The organism is Pseudideonella sakaiensis, assembly GCF_048320135.1.
Lineage (GTDB): Bacteria > Pseudomonadota > Gammaproteobacteria > Burkholderiales > Burkholderiaceae_C > Ideonella_A > Ideonella_A sakaiensis_A.
This window is the reverse complement of sequence record NZ_CP182947.1, coordinates 237,734-255,722: the sequence shown is the minus strand read 5'-3', so window position 1 is coordinate 255,722 and position 17,989 is coordinate 237,734. Positions and strand designations below refer to the sequence as shown.

The window sequence follows — 17,989 nt, the reverse complement described above, 5'->3', positions numbered from 1 at the left end:
GCTGATTTACAATCGAGCCCTTCAACCAACAAGGGCGAGAAAGGCAATCCGGTTATGACACCGCGAACTACACCTGCGAAGGTCGGCTTTGCTGCCGGCAACCGAAAGGTCTAGACCGTCGCGCGTCAGTCCTGTTCCCCTTTTTTCGTCCACCCCGAGCGCGGCCTTGTCCGCGCTTTTTTTGTTTCTGGAGTCAGCATGGTTTCGATTCAGCTTCCCGACGGTTCGCAACGTCAGTATCCGGCGCCGGTCACCGTTGCCGAGGTGGCGGCGTCGATCGGCAGCGGGCTGGCCAAGGCGGCGCTCGGCGGCCGCATTGGCCGCGGCGACAACGCGAAGCTGGTCGATACCTCGTACCTGATCGAAAACGATGCCGAACTGGCGATCGTCACCGACAAGGACCCGGCCGGGCTCGAGCTGATCCGCCATTCGACGGCCCACCTGCTGGCGTATGCGGTGAAGGAACTGTTCCCGGATGCCCAGGTGACGATCGGCCCGGTGATCGAGAACGGGTTCTATTACGACTTCGCCTACAAGCGCCCGTTCACGCCCGAGGACCTGACGGCGATCGAGGCGAAGATGACCGAACTCGCGAAAAGGGACGAGAAGGTCGAGCGCCGCGTGCTGCCGCGCGACGAGGCGGTCGAGCACTTCAAGGCGCAGGGCGAGTTGTACAAGGCCGAGATCATCGGCAGTATCCCGGCTGGTGAGGACGTCTCGCTGTACCGGGAGGGCGGCTTCGAGGACCTGTGCCGCGGCCCGCACGTGCCGAGCACCGGCAAGCTGAGACATTTCAAGCTGATGAAGGTGGCCGGCGCCTACTGGCGCGGCGACCACCGCAACGAGATGCTGCAACGCATCTACGGCACGGCCTGGGCGAGCAAGGACGAGCTGCAGCAATACCTGCACATGCTCGAAGAGGCCGAAAAACGCGACCACCGCAAGCTCGGCCGCGAACTCGACCTGTTCCACCTCGACGAACATGCGCCGGGGCTGGTGTTCTGGCATCCCAAGGGCTGGGCGGTCTGGCAGCAGGTCGAGCAGTACATGCGCGCGGTCTACCGCGACAACGGCTACCTGGAGGTCAAGGGCCCGCAGATCCTCGACAAGACGCTGTGGGAAAAAACCGGCCACTGGGACAAATACCGCGAGAACATGTTCACGACCGAGTCGGAGAAGCGCGACTATGCGCTCAAACCGATGAACTGCCCTGGCCACATCCTGATCTTCAAGCAGGGCATCAAGAGCTACCGCGACCTGCCGCTGCGCTACGGCGAATTCGGCAACTGCCACCGCAACGAGCCGACTGGCGGCCTGCACGGCATCATGCGGGTACGCGGTTTCACGCAGGACGACGGCCACATCTTCTGCACCGAGGACATGATCCTCGAGGAATGTGTCGCCTATACGGCGCTGCTGCAGAAGGTCTACAAGGATTTCGGCTTCGAGCAGATCATCTACAAGGTGGCGACGCGGCCGGACGCGCGGATCGGCTCGGATGCGATCTGGGACAAGGCCGAAGAGGCGCTGATCGAAAGCCTGCGCCGCAGTGGCTGCGAGTTCGAGATCTCGCCGGGCGAGGGCGCCTTTTATGGCCCGAAGATCGAATACACGCTGAAGGACGCGATCGGCCGGCCCTGGCAGTGCGGCACGATGCAGGTCGATTTCTCGATGGCCGAGCGGCTCGATGCGGTCTATGTCGCGGAAAGCGGCGAGCGCCATCACCCGGTGATGCTGCACCGCGCGATCGTCGGCAGCCTCGAGCGCTTCATCGGCATCCTGATCGAGCAACATGCCGGCGCGCTGCCGGCGTGGCTGGCGCCGCTGCAGGTCAGCGTGCTCGATATTTCCGAGCAGCAGGCCGATTACGCCACCGAAGTGGTGAAAATGCTTCAAAAACAAGGGCTTAGAGCAACGGCCGATTTGCGCAGTGCAAAAATTACCTATAAAATACGGGAGCATTCATTGCAGAAGGTCCCCTATATCCTGGTCGTTGGCGACAAGGAAAAGGCAAATGGGACCGTTGCGGTGCGCGCGCGTGGCAACCTCGATCTCGGCGTGATGCCGGTCGCCGACTTCCTGCAGAAGATCGGTTCCGACATCGCTGCATACCGCTGATCGGCCGGCTGGCACCCGCCCGCACCATTTGTTTTTGTCCAGATTTCCGTTTGCCCGGGGATTGTTAGAAAGGTTCCAACCATCGCTACTTATGCTGACCGCCGGACTCCCAACGTCGAGCGCAAACACCGCCTCAACCGGGAGATCATGGCCCCTGAAGTTCGCTTGAACGGTGTAGACAACGAGCCACTGGGCATCGTCAGCCTGCACGACGCGCTGCAAATGGCCGGAGACCTCGATGTCGACCTGGTCGAGATCGCAGCGCAGGCCGATCCGCCGGTTTGCCGGCTGATGGACTACGGCAAGCTGAAGTATCAGGAGCAGAAAAAGGCGGCCGAGGCGAAGGCGAAGCAGAAGATTGTTGAAATCAAGGAAGTCAAGTTCCGCCCCGGCACCGATGAAGGCGACTACCAGATCAAGCTGCGCAATCTGCGCCGCTTCATCGGCGAGGACGGCGACAAGGGCAAGGTGACCTTGCGCTACCGCGGCCGGGAGATCACCCACCAGGACATCGGCATGCGGCTGCTCGAGCGCATCCGCGACGATCTGTCCGATATCTCGGTGGTCGAGAACATGCCCAAGCTCGAAGGGCGGCAGATGATCATGGTGCTCGCGCCGAAGCGCAAGTCCTGATCGGCGAAGAGAGCGGTAGAGACAGCATTCAGCGCATCGGTCTGGTCACCGGTGTGCTGACAGAAGCGGTTGCAGGCCAACAAGACGGCAGATCCTTGCCGGCGCCTGCAACGGCAATCAAAGAAGGAGCAGAGATGCCCAAAATGAAGACCAAGAGCAGCGCCAAGAAGCGCTTCCGCGTCCGTCCGGGCGGTACCGTCAAGCGCGGTCAGGCGTTCAAGCGCCACATCCTGACGAAGAAGTCCACGAAGAACAAACGCCACCTGCGTGGTGCCACCCTCGTGCACGAGTCCGATCTGGGAAGCATCGCCAAGATGCTGCCTGGCTGCGGTCTTTGATCAGCTTCTGAAGGAGAACATATATGCCTCGCGTCAAACGTGGTGTAACAGCCCGCGCTCGTCACAAGAAGGTTCTCGCACTGGCCAAGGGTTACCGTGGCCGCCGCAAGAACGTCTTCCGCATTGCCAAGCAGGCCGTCATGCGTGCCGGCCAGTATGCATACCGTGACCGCCGCACCAAGAAGCGTGTATTCCGCCAGCTCTGGATCGCCCGTATCAACGCGGCGAGCCGGGGCCTGGGCCTGACCTACAGCAAATTCATGGCCGGCATGAAAAAAGCCTCGATCGAGATCGATCGCAAGGTGCTTGCCGACATGGCTGTCAATGATCCTGCCGCTTTCGGCAGCATCGTCGAGAAGGTGAAGGCGCAACTGGCTTGAATGCCCTGAAAGGCCTGGTGGCATCGCCACCGGGTCGATCTGCAGTGCAGCCACCGCAAACGGCGCAAGCCGCAGCGGTGGAATGATTCCAGGCCGAGCTCGCGTTCGGCCTTTTTTGTTTTTCCGGCCCTTCAACCCATGAACGATCTTGAACAACTGGTGCTTGACGCGCAGGGCGACTTCCAGCGCAGCGCCACACCCGCCGAGCTCGAGAATGCCAAGGCTCGCTACCTCGGCAAGTCGGGCCGGCTGACCGAGCAGTTGAAGGCGCTGGCCAGCCTGTCGCATGACGAGAAAAAATCCCGTGGCGCGCTGATCAACGGCGCAAAGCAGCAGGTCGAGGCCGCGCTGCAGGCGCGCCGCCAGGCGCTGGCCGATGCCGAACTCGACCTCCAGCTGAAGGCCGAGGCGCTCGACGTCACGCTGCCCGGCCGCCGTCGCGGCGACGGCGCCGTCCATCCGATCGCCGCGACGACCGCGCGCATCGAGGCGATCTTCGCGTCGATGGGCTTCGACGTCGCCGACGGCCCGGAGATCGAGACCGACTGGTACAGCTTCACCGCACTGAACAACCCGGAAAACCATCCGGCCCGTTCGATGCAGGACACCTTCTATGTCGATGTCAAGGATGCCGAAGGCCGCTGGCTGAACCTGCGCCCGCACACCTCGCCGATGCAGATCCGCTATGCGCAGGCGCATGCAAAAAAACATGCCGGCAAGCCACACATGCCCGATATCCGCGTGATCGCGCCGGGCCGCACCTACCGCGTCGACAGCGATGCGACGCACTCGCCGATGTTCCACCAGGTCGAAGGCCTGTGGGTCGGTGAAAACGTCAGCTTCAAGGACCTGAAGGCGATGTACCTCGCCTTCATCCAGGCCTTCTTCGAGACGACCGAGCTGAAGCTGCGTTTCCGGCCGAGCTATTTCCCGTTCACCGAACCGAGCGCGGAGATCGACATCATGTTCGAAAGCGGGCCGCTGACCGGCCGCTGGCTCGAGGTGTCGGGATCCGGCCAGGTCCATCCGCAGGTGATCCGCAACATGGGACTGGACCCGGAGCGGTATATCGGCTTCGCATTCGGCTCCGGCATCGACCGGCTCGCGATGCTGCGTTACGGCATCAGCGACCTGCGGCTGTTCTTCGACGGCGACCTGCGTTTCCTGTCGCAATTCCACTGAGCCGACGGCCGTGCGCCGCTTTTGATTTTTATTGATCCAGACCGGAAAAGTCCGCGATGCAATTTCCAGAATCGTGGTTGCGTGAATTCTGCAACCCGCCCATCACCACCCAGGAGCTCGCCGACCTGCTGACCATGTCGGGCATGGAGGTCGAGGAGCTGCGCCCGGTGGCGCCGCCGTTCAGGCAGGTCGTCGTCGCGGAAGTGAAGGCGGTCGAGCGCCATCCGAACGCCGACCGGCTGAATGTCTGCCACGTCGATGCCGGTACCGGCACGCTGCTGAACATCGTCTGCGGCGCGCCGAATGTGGCCGTCGGCATCAAGGTGCCGTGCGCGATGGTCGGCGCTGTGCTGCCGGCCGCCGACGATGCGGCGCCCGATGCGCCGCCGTTCGAGATCAAGCTCGGCCAGCTGCGCGGTGTCGAAAGCCAGGGCATGTTGTGCTCGGCGCGTGAGCTGAAGCTGTCTGAAGACCACGGCGGGCTGCTGCTGCTGGCCCCCGATGCGCCGGTCGGTGAGGACATCCGCAAGCACCTGCGGCTCGACGACACCTTGTTCACGCTGAAGCTGACGCCGAACCTCGGCCATGCGCTGAGCGTCTTCGGCATTGCGCGCGAGGTCGCCGCACTGACCGGTGTACCGCTGCTCGCGCCGCCGCATCAGGCGATGGTGCCGGCGATCGACGACCGGCTGCCGGTCAAGGTCGAGGCCGCCGACCTGTGCGGCCGCTTTTCCGGCCGCATCGTCCGCGGCGTCAACACGCAGGCGAAGACGCCGGCCTGGATGGTCGACCGGCTCGCGCGCTGCGGCCAGCGTTCGGTCAGCCCGCTGGTCGACATCTCGAACTATGTGATGTTCGAGTTCGGCCAGCCGAGCCACATCTTCGATCTGGACAAGATCGATGGCGGGCTGCATGTGCGCTGGGCGCGCGCCGGCGAGACGCTGAAGCTGCTGAACGGCAATACCGTCACGCTCGACGAGCAGGTCGGCATCATTGCCGACGACGAGGCGGTCGAGTCGCTCGCCGGCATCATGGGTGGCGATGCGACGGCCGTGTCCGACGAGACGCGCAACATCTATATCGAGGCGGCATTCTGGTGGCCGGAGGCAGTGGCCGGGCGTTCGCGCCGCTTCAATTTCACGACCGATGCCGGGCACCGCTTCGAGCGCGGTGTCGACCCGGCGCGCACGGTGCAGATGATCGAGCGGATCAGCCGGCTCGTCGTCGAGGTCTGCGGCGGCGAGGTCGGCCCGATCGACGACCAGACGCTGTCGCTGCCCGAGCGTGCCGCGGTCGACATGCGCGTGGCGCGGGCCGCAAAGGTGATCGGCATGCCGGTCAGCGCCGAGCAATGCCGCAGCGTGATGAACCGCCTCGGCCTGCAGTTCACCGCATCGTCCGGTGAGCAGGGCGAGGTGCTGCACGTGACGCCGCCGAGCTGGCGCTTCGACCTGCAGATCGAGGAAGACCTGATCGAGGAAGTGATCCGCGTGCTCGGTTTCTCGACGCTGCCGGATACCGCGCCGCAGGCCGCGCTGATGCCGCTGGTGCGCAGTGAAAGCCGGCGCGACGTGCATGCGCTGCGCCGTGCGGTCGCCGGTCTCGGTTATCTCGAGACGATCAATTTCAGCTTTGTCGAGGCGCGCTGGGAAAACGAGCTGGCCGGCAATGCCGACCCGATCCGCGTGCTCAATCCGATCGCCAGCCAGCTGGCGGTGATGCGCTCAAGCCTGCTCGGCAGCCTGGTGCAGGTGCTGCGCACCAACCTGGCGCGCAAGGCGCCGCGGGTTCGGGTATTCGAGGTCGGTCGCGTCTACGAACGCGACGCGGCGGTGATCGACGGGCCGACGCAGGTTGCCGGAATCCGGCAGACGATGCGCCTGGCCGGGCTCGCCCATGGCCTGGCCGCCGCCGAACAATGGGGCGAGCGGAGCAGGGGGGTCGATTTCTTCGACGTCAAGGGTGACATCGAGGCACTGCTGGCGCCGAAGCGTGCACGGTTCGTCGCCGCCAGCCACCCTGCGCTGCACCCGGGGCGCAGCGCACGCATCTACGTCGACGACCGCTTCGTCGGTTTTGTTGGCGAGTTGCATCCGCGCTGGCGGCAGGGCTACGAACTGCCATCGGCGCCGGTGCTGTTCGAACTCGAACTGGCCGAACTGCAGGCGCTCGATCTGCCGCGCTTCGTGCCGCTGCCGCGGCAGCAGTCGATCCGCCGCGACCTGGCGCTGATCACGCCTGATTCGGTCAGCCACGACGAGTTGCTCGATGCGCTGCGCGCCGCGCCGTCGCCGCTGCTGCGGTCGGTGCAGCTGTTCGACGTCTACAAGCCGGCCGCCGGCGGCGCTGAACTCGCTGCCGGCGAGCGCAGCATGGCAGTCCACCTCGAGTTGCGCGACGACAACGCAACCTTGACCGAGGACAAGATCGAGGCGGCGCTGACGCTGATACTCGAACATGTGCGTTCACGCCTTGGCGTGCGCCTGAGGAGTTGAGCATGGCCACGCAAGCCGACGAAGATATCGATCGCCCTGTTCCTGGCGCAGCGGCACAGCCGCAGCAGCAGCAACGCGCGCTGCTGCCGAGCATCGAGACGCCGACCCTGACCAAGGCCGAGCTTGCCGAGATGCTGTTCGACCAGCTCGGGCTGAACAAGCGCGAGTCGAAGGACATGGTCGACGGCTTCTTCGACATCATCCATGCGACGCTGGCCGAAGGAAAAGACGTCAAGTTGTCGGGCTTCGGCAACTTCAACATCCGCCACAAGCCGGCGCGGCCCGGACGCAATCCGCGCACCGGCGAGGCGATTCCGATCAAGGCCCGCAATGTCGTGACCTTCCATGCGAGCCAGAAGCTCAAGCGCGCCGTCCAGGGCGAGATGCCGTCCGAGGACGACTTCGAGTAAAGTCTGGAACCCTGCTCCAAGCCCGTTGATTTCAATGGAGAAGTCTCTCCCAGCGATCCCCGCCAAACGTTATTTCACGATTGGCGAGGTCAGCGAACTGTGTGGCGTCAAGCCGTATGTTCTGCGTTACTGGGAGCAGGAATTCACGCAGCTGAAGCCGATGAAGCGGCGCGGCAACCGCCGCTATTACCAGCACCACGAGGTGCTGCTGATCCGCCGCATCCGCGACCTGCTGTACGACCAGGGCTTCACGATCAGCGGTGCGCGCAACCGGCTCGCCGATCCGCATGCCGGTGATCTGGCCGGGCTCGAGGTGATCGAGGGCGCGGCCGACGACCAGATGGCGGACGATCATGACCTGGAAGCGGCCTCGCCGATCCCCGATCTGCCAGCGGGCGGTGGGGTGCTCAGCTGGGGCCAGGTGCGCGAGGAGTTGCTGGCAATCCGCCGCCTGCTGATCGTCTGAGCGCAACGGCAAAGCGGCTACAATGCACAGCTCAGTCGGGGCGTAGCGCAGCCTGGTAGCGCACTTGCATGGGGTGCAAGGGGTCGCGAGTTCGAATCCCGCCGTCCCGACCAGTTCGAATCGATGGGCCAGCTCTCAAAAGGGGCTGGCCCATTTTGATTTCTGGCGCTTGACTTCCCCGCGTCGGTGCGAAGGCTGCGCGGTTTCGCGACATCAGCGTCGCCCCATTCGGCGGCGATCCGCGCCGGTTGCGCGTCGGCATTGCCGGCTCATGTTTTCACGGTGGCGCCATGGCGCTCGATCATGGCGAATACACCGGGATCCGACGCCTCGGTGATCCGCACCCTGATCTGGCAGCTGTCCTCGTCGACGTAGAGCTGTTCGCTCGCGATGCCGGACGATCGGAGCTCGTCCGAAACATCGTGCAGTTGTTGGCTGGTTGCGCAGACGGCGGTGATGGTATGGCTCATCGTGATGACCTCCGTGGCTGTCTCAGGTGCAATTCCTGAGGTTGGTGCCGGCCTGCTTCTCGCCAAGCCGGGCGGCTGCCAAGACCGATCAACCTCCACGATGACACGAGCCGATCAACCTCAGCTCGAGGACGGTCAAAGCCGGCTGGATCGCCAGCGTGCCGGTCAGGCCTCGGCGGCGACCACTTCGAGGCAGCGGCGGGCCAGCTCCGGGCGGCAGATCAGCAGGTCGGGCAGGTAGGTATCGCGGTTGTTGTAGCGCAGCGGCGTGCCGTCGAGGCGCGAGGCATGCAGGCCGGCGGCGAGCGCGACTGCAACTGGCGCGCAGGAGTCCCATTCGTATTGCCCGCCGGCATGAACATAGACCTCTGCTTCGCCGCGCAGCACGGCCATCGCCTTCGCGCCGGCCGACCCCATCAGCAGCAGTTCGCCGTCCAGCGCCTGCACCAGTGTTGCCGCAGCAGGAACGGTTCGGCTGCGGCTGGCAACGATGCGCAGTGGGCCTTGATGTGGTGGCGGCAACATCGGGGCGGGTTCGCTCGCCAGCGTGATGCCGAGTGCCGGCTGTGCCACTGCGCCGGCGATTGGACGGCCGGCCACCACCAGCGCCACGTGCACCGTCCAGTCGGTGCGCTGCGGCTCACCGAACTCGCGGGTACCGTCGAGCGGGTCGACGATCCAGGTGCGTGGCGCGTCGAGACGGGCCGGATCGTCCGCGCCTTCTTCGGACAGGACCGCGTCGCCCGGCCGCTCGGCACGCAGCTGGTGCATCAGGAAGGCATGCGCCCGCTGATCACCTGCCTCGCGCAATTGCGCCGCCGGCGCGCCAGCGAATTCGGCGCGAACGGCGAGCAGCAGCCGGCCCGCTTCAGTGGCGAGGCGGGCGGCGAGGCGGTGGTCATCGATCGATGGCATGGGGCGGCGACGCGGCAGCTGACACAAGCCGTAGGATGACATCGATCAGACCCGGGCACCGGCAAGCGCAGCAGAGGGCCATTGCGACGGGCTCCGCCTGCCAGCCGCCGCGGAGCTAGGATGGGCCCGACCGCGCCGGGGTCGCTGCGCCCCGGACCGTTGATTTCCCCAACCCTGAGGTACTTGCCAGAATGACCACTCCGACTCCCCTGATGCCCCGCCAGACCGTCCCCGCGCTGCAGGTTCCGACGCTGCAGCACGGCAATTTTTCATTGCAGGGCGATGGCGCCGAGCGCTTCACGCTGGTCGTCTTCTACCGCGGTCTGCATTGCCCGATCTGTCTGAAATACCTGCTCGAACTCGGCCGCCTGCAGCCCGAATTCGACAAGCGCGGCGTCAAGGTGATCGCGATCTCGAGCGACACGCAGGAGCGCGCGCAGGCGATGGCCGACAAGCTGAAGGCGCCGGATCTGCGCATCGGCCACAGCCTCGATCTGAAGGACGCACGCGCCTGGGGCCTGTATGTGAGCACCTCGCGCGGCAAGACCTCGATTGGCATCGACGAGCCGGAGCGCTTCGCCGAACCGGCGGTCTACATCGTCCGCCCCGATGGCTCGCTGTATTACGGCGCGGTGCAGACGATGCCGTTTGCGCGTCCGCATTTCGACGATCTGCTCGGTGCAATCGACTTCGCAATCTCGAAGGACTATCCGGCGCGCGGCGAATACGACGGCGAGCTCTGATCGGCGCGGTGTTGCGGCCGGCTTTTGCCGGTTCACAACGCCGCTGCGTAAAGCCGGGCGGCGGCTCGACGAGTGCCAGCAAAATGCAGCCTCCACGACCATCGGGAGAGTGCATGAGCATCGACAGCCGCCGCCGGCGCATCATGTTGGGTGCTGTTGGCGCCGCCGTCAGCACGCGTGTGCTGAGCCAGAGCGGGCATGGCGCGCACCATGACGGGCAATACGAAAGTCTGCACAAGCCTGGGCGCATCGGTTTGCCCGACGTCGCAGCGACGCAGCATGTATTCGACAGCCCGGCGCCGAAGGCCGAAAAAAGCGGGCGCTGGCTGACGCGCGCAGCGCTGCCATTGCCGCGCAGCGAAATGGCCTGGGCTGTCGCCTACGACGGCCGGATGCATCTGGTCGGCGGTTATGGCGAGCAGCGCGTCGATCGGCCGTATCACCAGGTTTACGACCCGGCGGCCGACCGCTGGAGCGATGCCGCGCCATTGCCGCGCGGCGCCAACCATGTCGGTGTCGCGGTGCTCGACGGCCGGCTCTATGCGGTCGGCGGCCACCTCGAGCAGAACCGCAAGCCGCACGACGCGTGTTTTGTCTACGAATCGGGAAATGGCCGCTGGCAGACGATCGCCCCGTTGCCGAGAGCCTGCGGCGCAGTCGCCTGCGTCGGACTCGGCGGGCGGCTGCATGCGGTCGGCGGCGCGATCGGCGATACAGGGCCGAGCAAGAAATCGGTCGACTGGCATCTGAGTTATGACCCGAAGACCGACCGTTGGGAAAACCGTGCGCCATTGCCGACTGGCCGCGATCACACCGGCACGCTGGTCGTCGGCGGGCTGATTCACGTCGTCGGCGGCCGCGTCGATTCCTTCCACACCAATTCGAACCTGCACCACGCCTACGACCCGCGGACCGACCGCTGGGAGCCGCGCAACCCGCTGCCGACTGCGCGCTCCGGCCATGGCGCGGTGCTGTACCGCGGCCGAATCTTCGTGATGGGCGGCGAGGGCACCAACCGCGTCTATGGCCAGAACGAGGCCTACGATCCGATCGCCGACCGCTGGGAATCGTTTGCGCCGATGCTCACGCCGCGCCATGGCCTCGGTGCCGCGGTGCTCGGCGATGCGATCCATGTCGCCGGCGGCGGACCGGTGATGGGCGGCGGCGTGCAAAGCGCGGTGCACGAGGCCTTCGTGCTGGACTGAACGCCAGCCGTCGCGCTGCGCGGTTTCGCGCAGCGCCGGTGCCGCCTCACTCGTCCCAGTTCGACGCTGCCAGCTTGCGCAGGCGCGCCGCCTGGTCAGGATCAGTCGCCTCGTATTGGTCGGCCATTCGGCGCAATTCCTGACGCGCGCCGACCACCGAATGGGCCATCGCAGCAAGCTCGCGCTGCAACGCGCCTGCGCCATTCGCGAGGCTGCTTGCCAGCGTGTGCAACGCGCGCCGCAGCGAGGTGAGCGGCGCCTCGGGCCGCCGCAGGCTGTGCATCGGGCTGCTCATGACCGTACCTCCCTGGAAGCCTGCGGCCGCGCGATCCGGCTGCCCTCGAGCAGTCGCTGACCGAGTTCGGGATCGATCACCGACCAGCGCAGCGCCAGCAGCCGGATCTCGCGTTCCGCTCTGGCCTGGCCGATGTCTTCCAGATGGTGCCAGACGGCACCGCCGGCGCGACGCAGCGTCGAACCGACCTGACCGAAAAGGCGGAGCGCTGCAGGTGGTGCGTCAGCGCGCAAGCGGGAGGTGGGCGCTTCGGAGTAGCTTGTAAACATCGTGGTGTCCTCGTCTGCCCGGTGCGACAGTGCACCGTTGGCCAAAGACTAAGGGTTTTCACCTAGATGCGGAAATTTCGACGAGGTATGGACCCATCACGCTGCTGAATGGGCAATTGACTGCGGCGCCGCTGATCGGGTCGGTGCCTTCGTCGGTGCGGAGACAGGCTCGCGCAGACGGGCTTCAACGGTTGCCGCAGCGCGCTGCACGGTGTCGCGCAGCCAACGCTGCGAGGCATCCTGCTCGTGGCGGCGGTGCCACAGCAGGCCGACGTCGATCGCCGGCAGATCGAATGGCAATGGCCGGCTGGCCAGCCGGGGCGCCAGGCCGGTGGCTGGCACAAAGCTGCGCGGCAGCACCGTCAAAAGATCCGAGTTCACCACCGCCGCAGCCGCGGTCGCAAACTGGTCGACCGATACCGCGACCCGTCGACTGCGCCCCAGCCGGCTCAGTTGCTCGTCGACGAAGCCTTTGGGTCGACCGGCAAAGTCGACCCGCAGGTGATCGGCGGCGCAGTAGCTGTCCAGCGTCAGCGCACCGGGAGTCGCCAACCGATGGCCGGCGCGCATCACGCACTGGTAGCTGCAGCTGTAGAGCGGTTCGAGACAGCTCAGAGCGGTTTCGCCGGCAAAACGCAACTCTGCGGCAACTTCGGGAAAAAATCCGATCGCCGCGTCGATGGCGCCTTGCTCGAGCAGTTCGCGCGGGTCGCGAGACGACAAGCCGACGACTTTCAAGCGCACCGGCGACTGCAGCTCGCGCAAGGCATCAAGCAGCACCGGAACAAGCAGTGCGGCCGTTGCATCGGCCATCGCGAGAACAAACTGCCGGTCTTCGCTCGCAGGGTCGAAGTCCTGCGGTACGAAGGCTTGTTGCAGGTCGTTCAGCGCTCGCCGGACCACCGGCCACAGTTGCACTGCATGCGTCGTCGGCGCCATTCCGGCCGGACCGGGAACGAACAACTCTTCGTGCGTGGCCTGACGCAGGCGGCGCAGCGCATTGCTGACCGCAGGTTGCGTCATCGACAGCCGATCCGCAGCGCGAGTGACATTGCGCTCGACCATCACGCAGTCGAATACCCGCAAAAGGTTCAGATCGAGCGTGCGGAAATTCATCGGGCGCATCGCGTCCTCGCTGGTCGTGTGGTGTCTCCTGCGGCTGCTTTCTTTCAGTGCATTCTAAGGGAAAACCCTTGGTACGGTCGAGCGCGCCTCAGAGAAACCGCATCAACTGTGGCGCCAGCCGCTTCAATGCCTCCAGCAGTTCCGCCTCTTCCCGGCCAAACGAAAAATCGGCGAAATCGAATCCTGGGCCGACGGTGGTGGCAGGGCCTGCGGAGCAGAGCTGGGCCGTCGCTGTCGCGCTGTCATCGGCGGATTTTCAGCCCGCGCCGGAGGTCGACGCTCAGCGAAGGCTGGCCATAGAATGGCGCCCCGCCTGCGCGGCCGCGGACCATCGGAACAGTCCGCGGCCGTCGCTGTCCGCCACCCGCAACGTCGGCGCCGGTCCTGATCCGAGCGGCCACCGATCGTCTGCCGAATCTGCAACATGAACCGCAACCTCGTTCGCCTGGCCGGCTGCCAGGGCCTGCTGCTGACGAACAACATCATCTTCATCGCGATCAACGGCCTGATCGGCTTGAGCCTGGCGCCGGTCGCGTGGATGGCGACCTTGCCGGTGATGGGTTATGTGGTCGGCGGCGCGCTGAGCACGCCGCTGGTCGCACGCAGCCAGTCGGCGTGGGGGCGGCAGGTCTCGTTCCAGATCGGCCTCGGCGTCGCGGTGCTGTCGGCACTGCTCGGCGCCTATGCGGTGTGGATCCAGAGTTTCTGGCTGCTGGTCGGCGCGACGGTGGTCGCCGGCTACTACAACGCGAATGGGCAGTTGTACCGCTTTGCCGCTGCCGAACTGACGCCACCGGAGTCGCGCGACAAGGCGATCTCGCTGGTCCTCGCCGGTGGGCTGATCGGCGCCTTCGTCGGACCGCTGATCGCGACGCACACTCGCGAGCTGACCGTCGTGCCATTCATCGGCGCCTACCTCGCGCTGGCAGTGGTGGCCGTGGTCGCGATGCTGCTGATGGCCGGCATCCGTTTTCCGGTGGTGCCACGCCCCGCAGCCGGCAGTGACCGCGGCCGGCCACTGGCGCAGATCATGCGCCAGCCGGTCTTCATCGTCTCGACAATGGGCGCGGCCTTCGGTTATGGCGTGATGAACCTGCTGATGGCGGCAACGCCGCTGGCGATGCAGGTCTGCAGCCTGCCGTTCGAGGATGCGGCGCTGGTGCTGCAGTGGCACGTGATCGGCATGTATGCGCCAGGATTCTTCACCGGCCACCTGATCCGCCGCTTCGGCAGCCTGCCGATCATGGCCGTCGGCGTGCTGCTGAATGCACTGTGCATCGCGATCGCGCTGTCCGGCGTCGAATTGCAGCAGTTCGTGATCGCTTTGTTCGTGCTCGGCGTCGGCTGGAATTTCCTGTTCACCGGCAGCACCAGCCTGGCGCTGAAATCCTGGGCTGCCGAGGAAAAGGATAGGGTGCAGGGCGCGATCAACTTCTGCGTCTTTTCGGTGATGGCGCTGACCTCGTTTGCCTCCGGCGCGCTGCTGACGACGCAGGGCTGGCAATGGCTCAATATCGGTTCGCTGCTGCCGGTCGCGGTGACCGGGCTCGCGGTGGCCTGGTTGCTGTTGCGCGAGCGCCGGGGGCAGGTGGCCGTCGCCGCGCAGCCCTGAGCGCGGCTCGGCTACCGTTCTTCAGCGTTGCGACAGCGCCGGGCCCGGTGCGGGCTCTTCCTGCGGCACCAGCACCCACAGCAGCAGGTAGAGGAAGCCGCCAGTGCCACCGACCAGCAGCAGCAGCACGAACAGCAGGCGGATCGCCCACGATTCGAGCCCGCTCAGTTGCGACAGCCCGCCGCAGACGCCGCCGAGCCAGCGGTCGTCGCGGCTGCGCCGCAGGCTGTTGATCGTCGCAACGATCGGCGCCGGCGACGGGCTCGACGCACGCCCCTGCAGCACACGTGCCTTGGCACGGGCAAATTCGTCGTCCGACAAGACGCCGCGCTGGTGCAGTTCGCCCAGCCGGGCCAGTTCTTCGCTGTCCGTCATCGAGTACTCCTTCAGTTCGAGGAACAATGGTCAGAGCTTAACGAACCAGGGGTCGGCGGGTCCAGCGCGCTGCGACAGGCTGTCGTGAGCGGGGCATCGGTGGCACGATCATCCGACCGGCGGGCGAGGGCCGCAAGGCTGTAGCATCCGGTGCGAGGTCGACCCGGTCTGCGTCGGCGCCATCGAGGAAGCAGATGTCCTGCCTGACCACCCGATCCATGTCCACGCCGGCTGCGGCCTGTTTTCCAGCCGGGCAGCATGCAGCAGCGTCGTGAGTGATTGCGCCGATTGGCTGCCAGGCGGGCGACCGGCGTCTGCCGCGCGCCGCCGCTGGATGGCCGTCGCACTCGGCCGCACCTTGGCCGTCGGCCGGGCCTTGCCGAAGGTCCGTTGCGCAACCGCGTGGCTCGGCATCGCCGGTCTTGGCGGCTGTGCGCTGCGGGTCGGCTCGCTGCCGGCGGTTGCCGACCATCTGCCCGACCAGGTCGATCTCGACGCGACGCCGTTTTTTCCGCAGACCGCGTACCAGTGCGGGCCGGCGGCGCTGGCCACTGTGCTCGGAGCGATCGGCATCGCCGCCGATCCGCAGTGGCTGGCGCACCGCGTCTTCCTGCCAGCCCGTCAGGGCAGCCTGCAGGTCGAGATGTTGGGCGGTGCCCGCCAGGCCAGCGCGGTACCGACGCGCATACCGGGCCGGCTCGACGCAGTCTTGCTCGAGATTGCCGCCGGCCACCCGGTCGTCGTGTTGCAGAACCTCGGTTTCGATTTCGTCCCCGTCTGGCATTACGCGGTCGTCGTCGGCTATTCGTTGCCGCTGCAGCAACTGGTGCTCCGATCGGGCACGACACGGCGCGAAATCCTGCCGATGGCGCTGTTCGAGCACAGCTGGGTCAAGGCAGACCGCTGGGGCGTCGTCGTGCTGCCGCCGGGCGTCTGGCCGGCGACGGTGCAGGAGCCCGAGGTCGTCGAGGCCTGCATCGGTTTCGAACGTGCCGCACCGGCGCCGCTCGCGCAGCGCGCCTATGCCAGCGCGGTGCAGCGCTGGCCCGGCAACCTGGCATTGACGATGGGGCTTGGCAACACGGCATTTGCCGCCGGCAACAAGGTGCTGGCCGCTGACAGCTTCGAAACCGCGGCGCGCCGGCACCGCAGCGCACCGGCCTGGATCAACCTGGCCCGTACGCTGCTCGATGCCGGCCTGGCGGATTCCGCATGGCGCGCGGCACTCGAGGCCGAATACCTGAACGACCCGGCGTGGCGGCGCGAAACCACCGCGGTGTTGCGCGATGCGCGGGTCGCCCGGCGCGCCAACGGCAGCGGCCCGCGCAGCGGCTGACTCCGGGCGACGCGGGCCTCAGGCCGCCTGCGTGCCGCGATGCGCCCACGCGGTGGTGCGGCGCTCGATCAGCGAGAACAGCTCGTACATCGCCATCGCCATCACGCCGATCGTCACCAGACCGGCAAAAGCCAGCGACATCCGCTGCTGGCTGCCGGCGCTCTGCATCAGATAACCGATGCCGGAGTCTCCGGCAGTCATTTCGGCGAGCACGGTGCCGACGAAGGCCAGCGTGATCGCGATCTTCAGCGAGCCGTAGAAATACGGCATCGAGCGCGGCAGGCCGACCTTGATCAATACGTCCCAGCGGCGCGCGCCGAGCACGCGCAACACATCCTCGAGTTCGGGTTCGAGCGTTGCCAGCCCGGTGGCAATATTGACGGTGATCGGAAAAAACGAGATCAGGAAGGCCGTCAGCACGCCCGGGCCGAGGCCGATGCCGAACCAGACGACGAGGATCGGCACGACCGCCGCCTTCGGCACCGCATTGAAGGCGACCAGCAGCGGGTAGATCGCCGCATAGGCCATCCGCGAGCTGCCGACCAGGAAGCCGAGCAGCACGCCGACGATGATCGACAAGCCGAAGCCGAGCATCGTGACCCAGAAGGTTTTCCACGCTGCCTCGATCAGCGGCCCGGAAAACTCGGTGAACTGGATGCCGATCTGCCAAGGGCTCGGGAAGATGAACTCGGGAATCTCGAACAGCCAGCAGATCAGCTGCCAGAGCAGCAGCAGGATGGTCAGCAGGATCAGTGGCGACCAGCGTTCATAACGACGGCTGATGGTCATGTGGGGGACGATGCGACGGGAGCAGGAGAGGTTGCGGTGGTCTGGCGGATCGCGCCGATGTGGCCGCGCAGTTCATGCACGATCTCGGCAAATTCCGGCGTGTAGGTGACCTCGAGGTCGCGCGGCCGCGGCAGCTCGATGTTGCGTTCAACGACGAAGCGGCCCGGGCTCTTGCTCATCACGAACACCTTGTCGGCGAGGAAGACGCTTTCGCGCAGGTCGTGCGTGACCAGAATCACGTTGAAGCGCTGCTCGGCATGCAGGTCGCGCAGGATGCACCACAGTTCCTCGCGCGTGAACGCATCGAGGGCGCCGAACGGCTCGTCGAGCAGCAGCATCTTCGGTTCGTGGATCAGCGCCCGGCAGATGCTCGCGCGCTGTTGCATGCCGCCCGACAGCTGCCACGGAAACTGCCGCTCATAGCCGGCAAGGCCGACACTGGCGAGCAGCCGGCAGGCACGCTCCTCGAATTCCTTGCGCCTGGCCTTGAACTGGCTGCGGTAGGGCTCGACGATCTCCAGCGGCAGCAGCACGTTGTCGAGCGTCGTCCGCCAAGGCAGCAGGCTTGGCGCCTGGAAGGCCATGCCGCTGATCTTCAGCGGCCCGGTCACCGGCTCGCCGGCGATCCGGATGCTGCCGCGGCTGGGCATCTTCAGCCCGGTCGTCAACTTCATGAAGGTCGACTTGCCGCAGCCGGAAGGCCCGACGATCGCGATGAACTCGCCTTCGCCCAGTTGCAGCGAGATGTCCTCGACGGCGAAGCGCTGCTGCGCCAGCAATTCCTCGTTGTAGGCCAGCCAGACATTCTGGAAGTCGACGAAATGGCTCATGCC

Annotated in this window: 20 protein-coding genes and 1 tRNA gene; 13 read left to right on the top strand and 8 right to left on the bottom strand. The window is 65.9% G+C overall.

Annotation, left to right across the window (positions count from 1 at the left end; genetic code table 11):
• Window positions 1–198 precede the first annotated feature (198 nt).
• From thrS to ACNH6H_RS01135, 9 genes are all read left to right on the top strand, one after another.
• Window positions 199–2,118, top strand: coding sequence for a threonine--tRNA ligase (gene thrS, locus ACNH6H_RS01175; RefSeq protein WP_418314909.1), 1,920 nt, complete (start codon window positions 199–201; stop codon window positions 2,116–2,118).
• An 81-nt stretch (window positions 2,119–2,199) separates the two neighbouring features.
• Entirely contained in the window at window positions 2,200–2,751 is a 552-nt protein-coding gene (gene infC, locus ACNH6H_RS01170) for a translation initiation factor IF-3 (protein ID WP_418321177.1), read from the top strand.
• 134 nt (window positions 2,752–2,885) lie between these two features.
• Complete coding sequence (rpmI, locus tag ACNH6H_RS01165; RefSeq protein WP_418314907.1) at window positions 2,886–3,089, top strand: 50S ribosomal protein L35; 204 nt, start codon at window positions 2,886–2,888, stop codon at window positions 3,087–3,089.
• A 23-nt stretch (window positions 3,090–3,112) separates the two neighbouring features.
• Window positions 3,113–3,469 carry a 50S ribosomal protein L20 gene (rplT, locus tag ACNH6H_RS01160; RefSeq protein ID WP_309698372.1) on the top strand — a complete coding sequence of 119 codons (357 nt, stop codon included), beginning with the start codon at window positions 3,113–3,115 and terminating at the stop codon, window positions 3,467–3,469.
• A gap of 138 nt (window positions 3,470–3,607) precedes the next feature.
• A complete protein-coding gene (pheS, locus tag ACNH6H_RS01155; RefSeq protein ID WP_418314904.1) occupies window positions 3,608–4,651 on the top strand; it encodes a phenylalanine--tRNA ligase subunit alpha in 1,044 nt (347 codons plus the stop codon).
• A 56-nt stretch (window positions 4,652–4,707) separates the two neighbouring features.
• On the top strand, window positions 4,708–7,146 hold the full coding sequence (gene pheT, locus ACNH6H_RS01150; RefSeq protein ID WP_418314902.1) for a phenylalanine--tRNA ligase subunit beta: 2,439 nt from the start codon (window positions 4,708–4,710) through the stop codon (window positions 7,144–7,146).
• 2 nt (window positions 7,147–7,148) lie between these two features.
• The gene (locus ACNH6H_RS01145; RefSeq protein ID WP_418314901.1) at window positions 7,149–7,556 is read left to right on the top strand and encodes an integration host factor subunit alpha; all 408 of its coding nucleotides are present in this window, start codon (window positions 7,149–7,151) and stop codon (window positions 7,554–7,556) included.
• 34 nt (window positions 7,557–7,590) lie between these two features.
• Window positions 7,591–8,022: a MerR family transcriptional regulator gene (locus ACNH6H_RS01140; protein WP_418314899.1), complete on the top strand. Its 432-nt coding sequence runs from the start codon at window positions 7,591–7,593 to the stop codon at window positions 8,020–8,022.
• Window positions 8,023–8,058: 36 nt separating this feature from the next.
• Window positions 8,059–8,135 (top strand) — tRNA-Pro (locus tag ACNH6H_RS01135).
• Window positions 8,136–8,291: 156 nt separating this feature from the next.
• Here ACNH6H_RS01135 and ACNH6H_RS01130 read toward each other — a convergent pair.
• Complete coding sequence (locus ACNH6H_RS01130) at window positions 8,292–8,492, bottom strand: hypothetical protein (protein ID WP_418314897.1); 201 nt, start codon at window positions 8,490–8,492, stop codon at window positions 8,292–8,294.
• Between the two features lie 165 nt (window positions 8,493–8,657).
• Complete coding sequence (locus ACNH6H_RS01125) at window positions 8,658–9,407, bottom strand: 3'(2'),5'-bisphosphate nucleotidase CysQ (RefSeq protein ID WP_418314896.1); 750 nt, start codon at window positions 9,405–9,407, stop codon at window positions 8,658–8,660.
• Window positions 9,408–9,619: 212 nt separating this feature from the next.
• Between ACNH6H_RS01125 and ACNH6H_RS01120 the strand changes: the two genes are divergently transcribed.
• Together ACNH6H_RS01120 and ACNH6H_RS01115 are read left to right on the top strand one after the other, a co-directional pair.
• The gene (locus ACNH6H_RS01120; RefSeq protein WP_418314894.1) at window positions 9,620–10,150 is read left to right on the top strand and encodes a peroxiredoxin-like family protein; all 531 of its coding nucleotides are present in this window, start codon (window positions 9,620–9,622) and stop codon (window positions 10,148–10,150) included.
• Between the two features lie 113 nt (window positions 10,151–10,263).
• Window positions 10,264–11,355 carry a Kelch repeat-containing protein gene (locus tag ACNH6H_RS01115; RefSeq protein WP_418314893.1) on the top strand — a complete coding sequence of 364 codons (1,092 nt, stop codon included), beginning with the start codon at window positions 10,264–10,266 and terminating at the stop codon, window positions 11,353–11,355.
• Between the two features lie 46 nt (window positions 11,356–11,401).
• Here the strand turns inward: ACNH6H_RS01115 and ACNH6H_RS01110 are convergent, their stop codons facing one another.
• From ACNH6H_RS01110 to ACNH6H_RS01100, 3 genes are all read right to left on the bottom strand, one after another.
• Window positions 11,402–11,650, bottom strand: a complete 249-nt coding sequence (locus ACNH6H_RS01110) for a hypothetical protein (protein ID WP_418314891.1) — start codon at window positions 11,648–11,650, stop codon at window positions 11,402–11,404.
• A complete protein-coding gene (locus ACNH6H_RS01105; protein ID WP_418314889.1) occupies window positions 11,647–11,919 on the bottom strand; it encodes a hypothetical protein in 273 nt (90 codons plus the stop codon). The genes ACNH6H_RS01110 and ACNH6H_RS01105 overlap by 4 nt, the downstream gene beginning before the upstream one ends.
• 96 nt (window positions 11,920–12,015) lie before the next feature.
• Window positions 12,016–13,044: a LysR family transcriptional regulator gene (locus ACNH6H_RS01100; protein ID WP_418314887.1), complete on the bottom strand. Its 1,029-nt coding sequence runs from the start codon at window positions 13,042–13,044 to the stop codon at window positions 12,016–12,018.
• Window positions 13,045–13,468: 424 nt separating this feature from the next.
• Here ACNH6H_RS01100 and ACNH6H_RS01095 point away from each other — a divergent pair, with 424 nt between their 5' ends.
• Window positions 13,469–14,656 carry an MFS transporter gene (locus ACNH6H_RS01095; protein ID WP_418314886.1) on the top strand — a complete coding sequence of 396 codons (1,188 nt, stop codon included), beginning with the start codon at window positions 13,469–13,471 and terminating at the stop codon, window positions 14,654–14,656.
• Window positions 14,657–14,677: 21 nt separating this feature from the next.
• Here the strand turns inward: ACNH6H_RS01095 and ACNH6H_RS01090 are convergent, their stop codons facing one another.
• On the bottom strand, window positions 14,678–15,031 hold the full coding sequence (locus tag ACNH6H_RS01090; protein ID WP_418314884.1) for a PspC domain-containing protein: 354 nt from the start codon (window positions 15,029–15,031) through the stop codon (window positions 14,678–14,680).
• 334 nt (window positions 15,032–15,365) lie between these two features.
• Here ACNH6H_RS01090 and ACNH6H_RS01085 point away from each other — a divergent pair, with 334 nt between their 5' ends.
• On the top strand, window positions 15,366–16,367 hold the full coding sequence (locus tag ACNH6H_RS01085) for a PA2778 family cysteine peptidase (RefSeq protein ID WP_418314883.1): 1,002 nt from the start codon (window positions 15,366–15,368) through the stop codon (window positions 16,365–16,367).
• Between the two features lie 18 nt (window positions 16,368–16,385).
• Here ACNH6H_RS01085 and ACNH6H_RS01080 read toward each other — a convergent pair whose 3' ends face one another.
• Window positions 16,386–17,156 (bottom strand): ABC transporter permease, encoded by a 771-nt coding sequence (locus tag ACNH6H_RS01080; protein WP_418314881.1) that lies wholly within the window; start codon window positions 17,154–17,156, stop codon window positions 16,386–16,388.
• Entirely contained in the window at window positions 17,153–17,986 is an 834-nt protein-coding gene (locus ACNH6H_RS01075; protein ID WP_418314879.1) for an ABC transporter ATP-binding protein, read from the bottom strand. Before ACNH6H_RS01075 ends, ACNH6H_RS01080 begins: the two co-directional genes overlap by 4 nt.
• Window positions 17,987–17,989 lie beyond the last annotated feature (3 nt).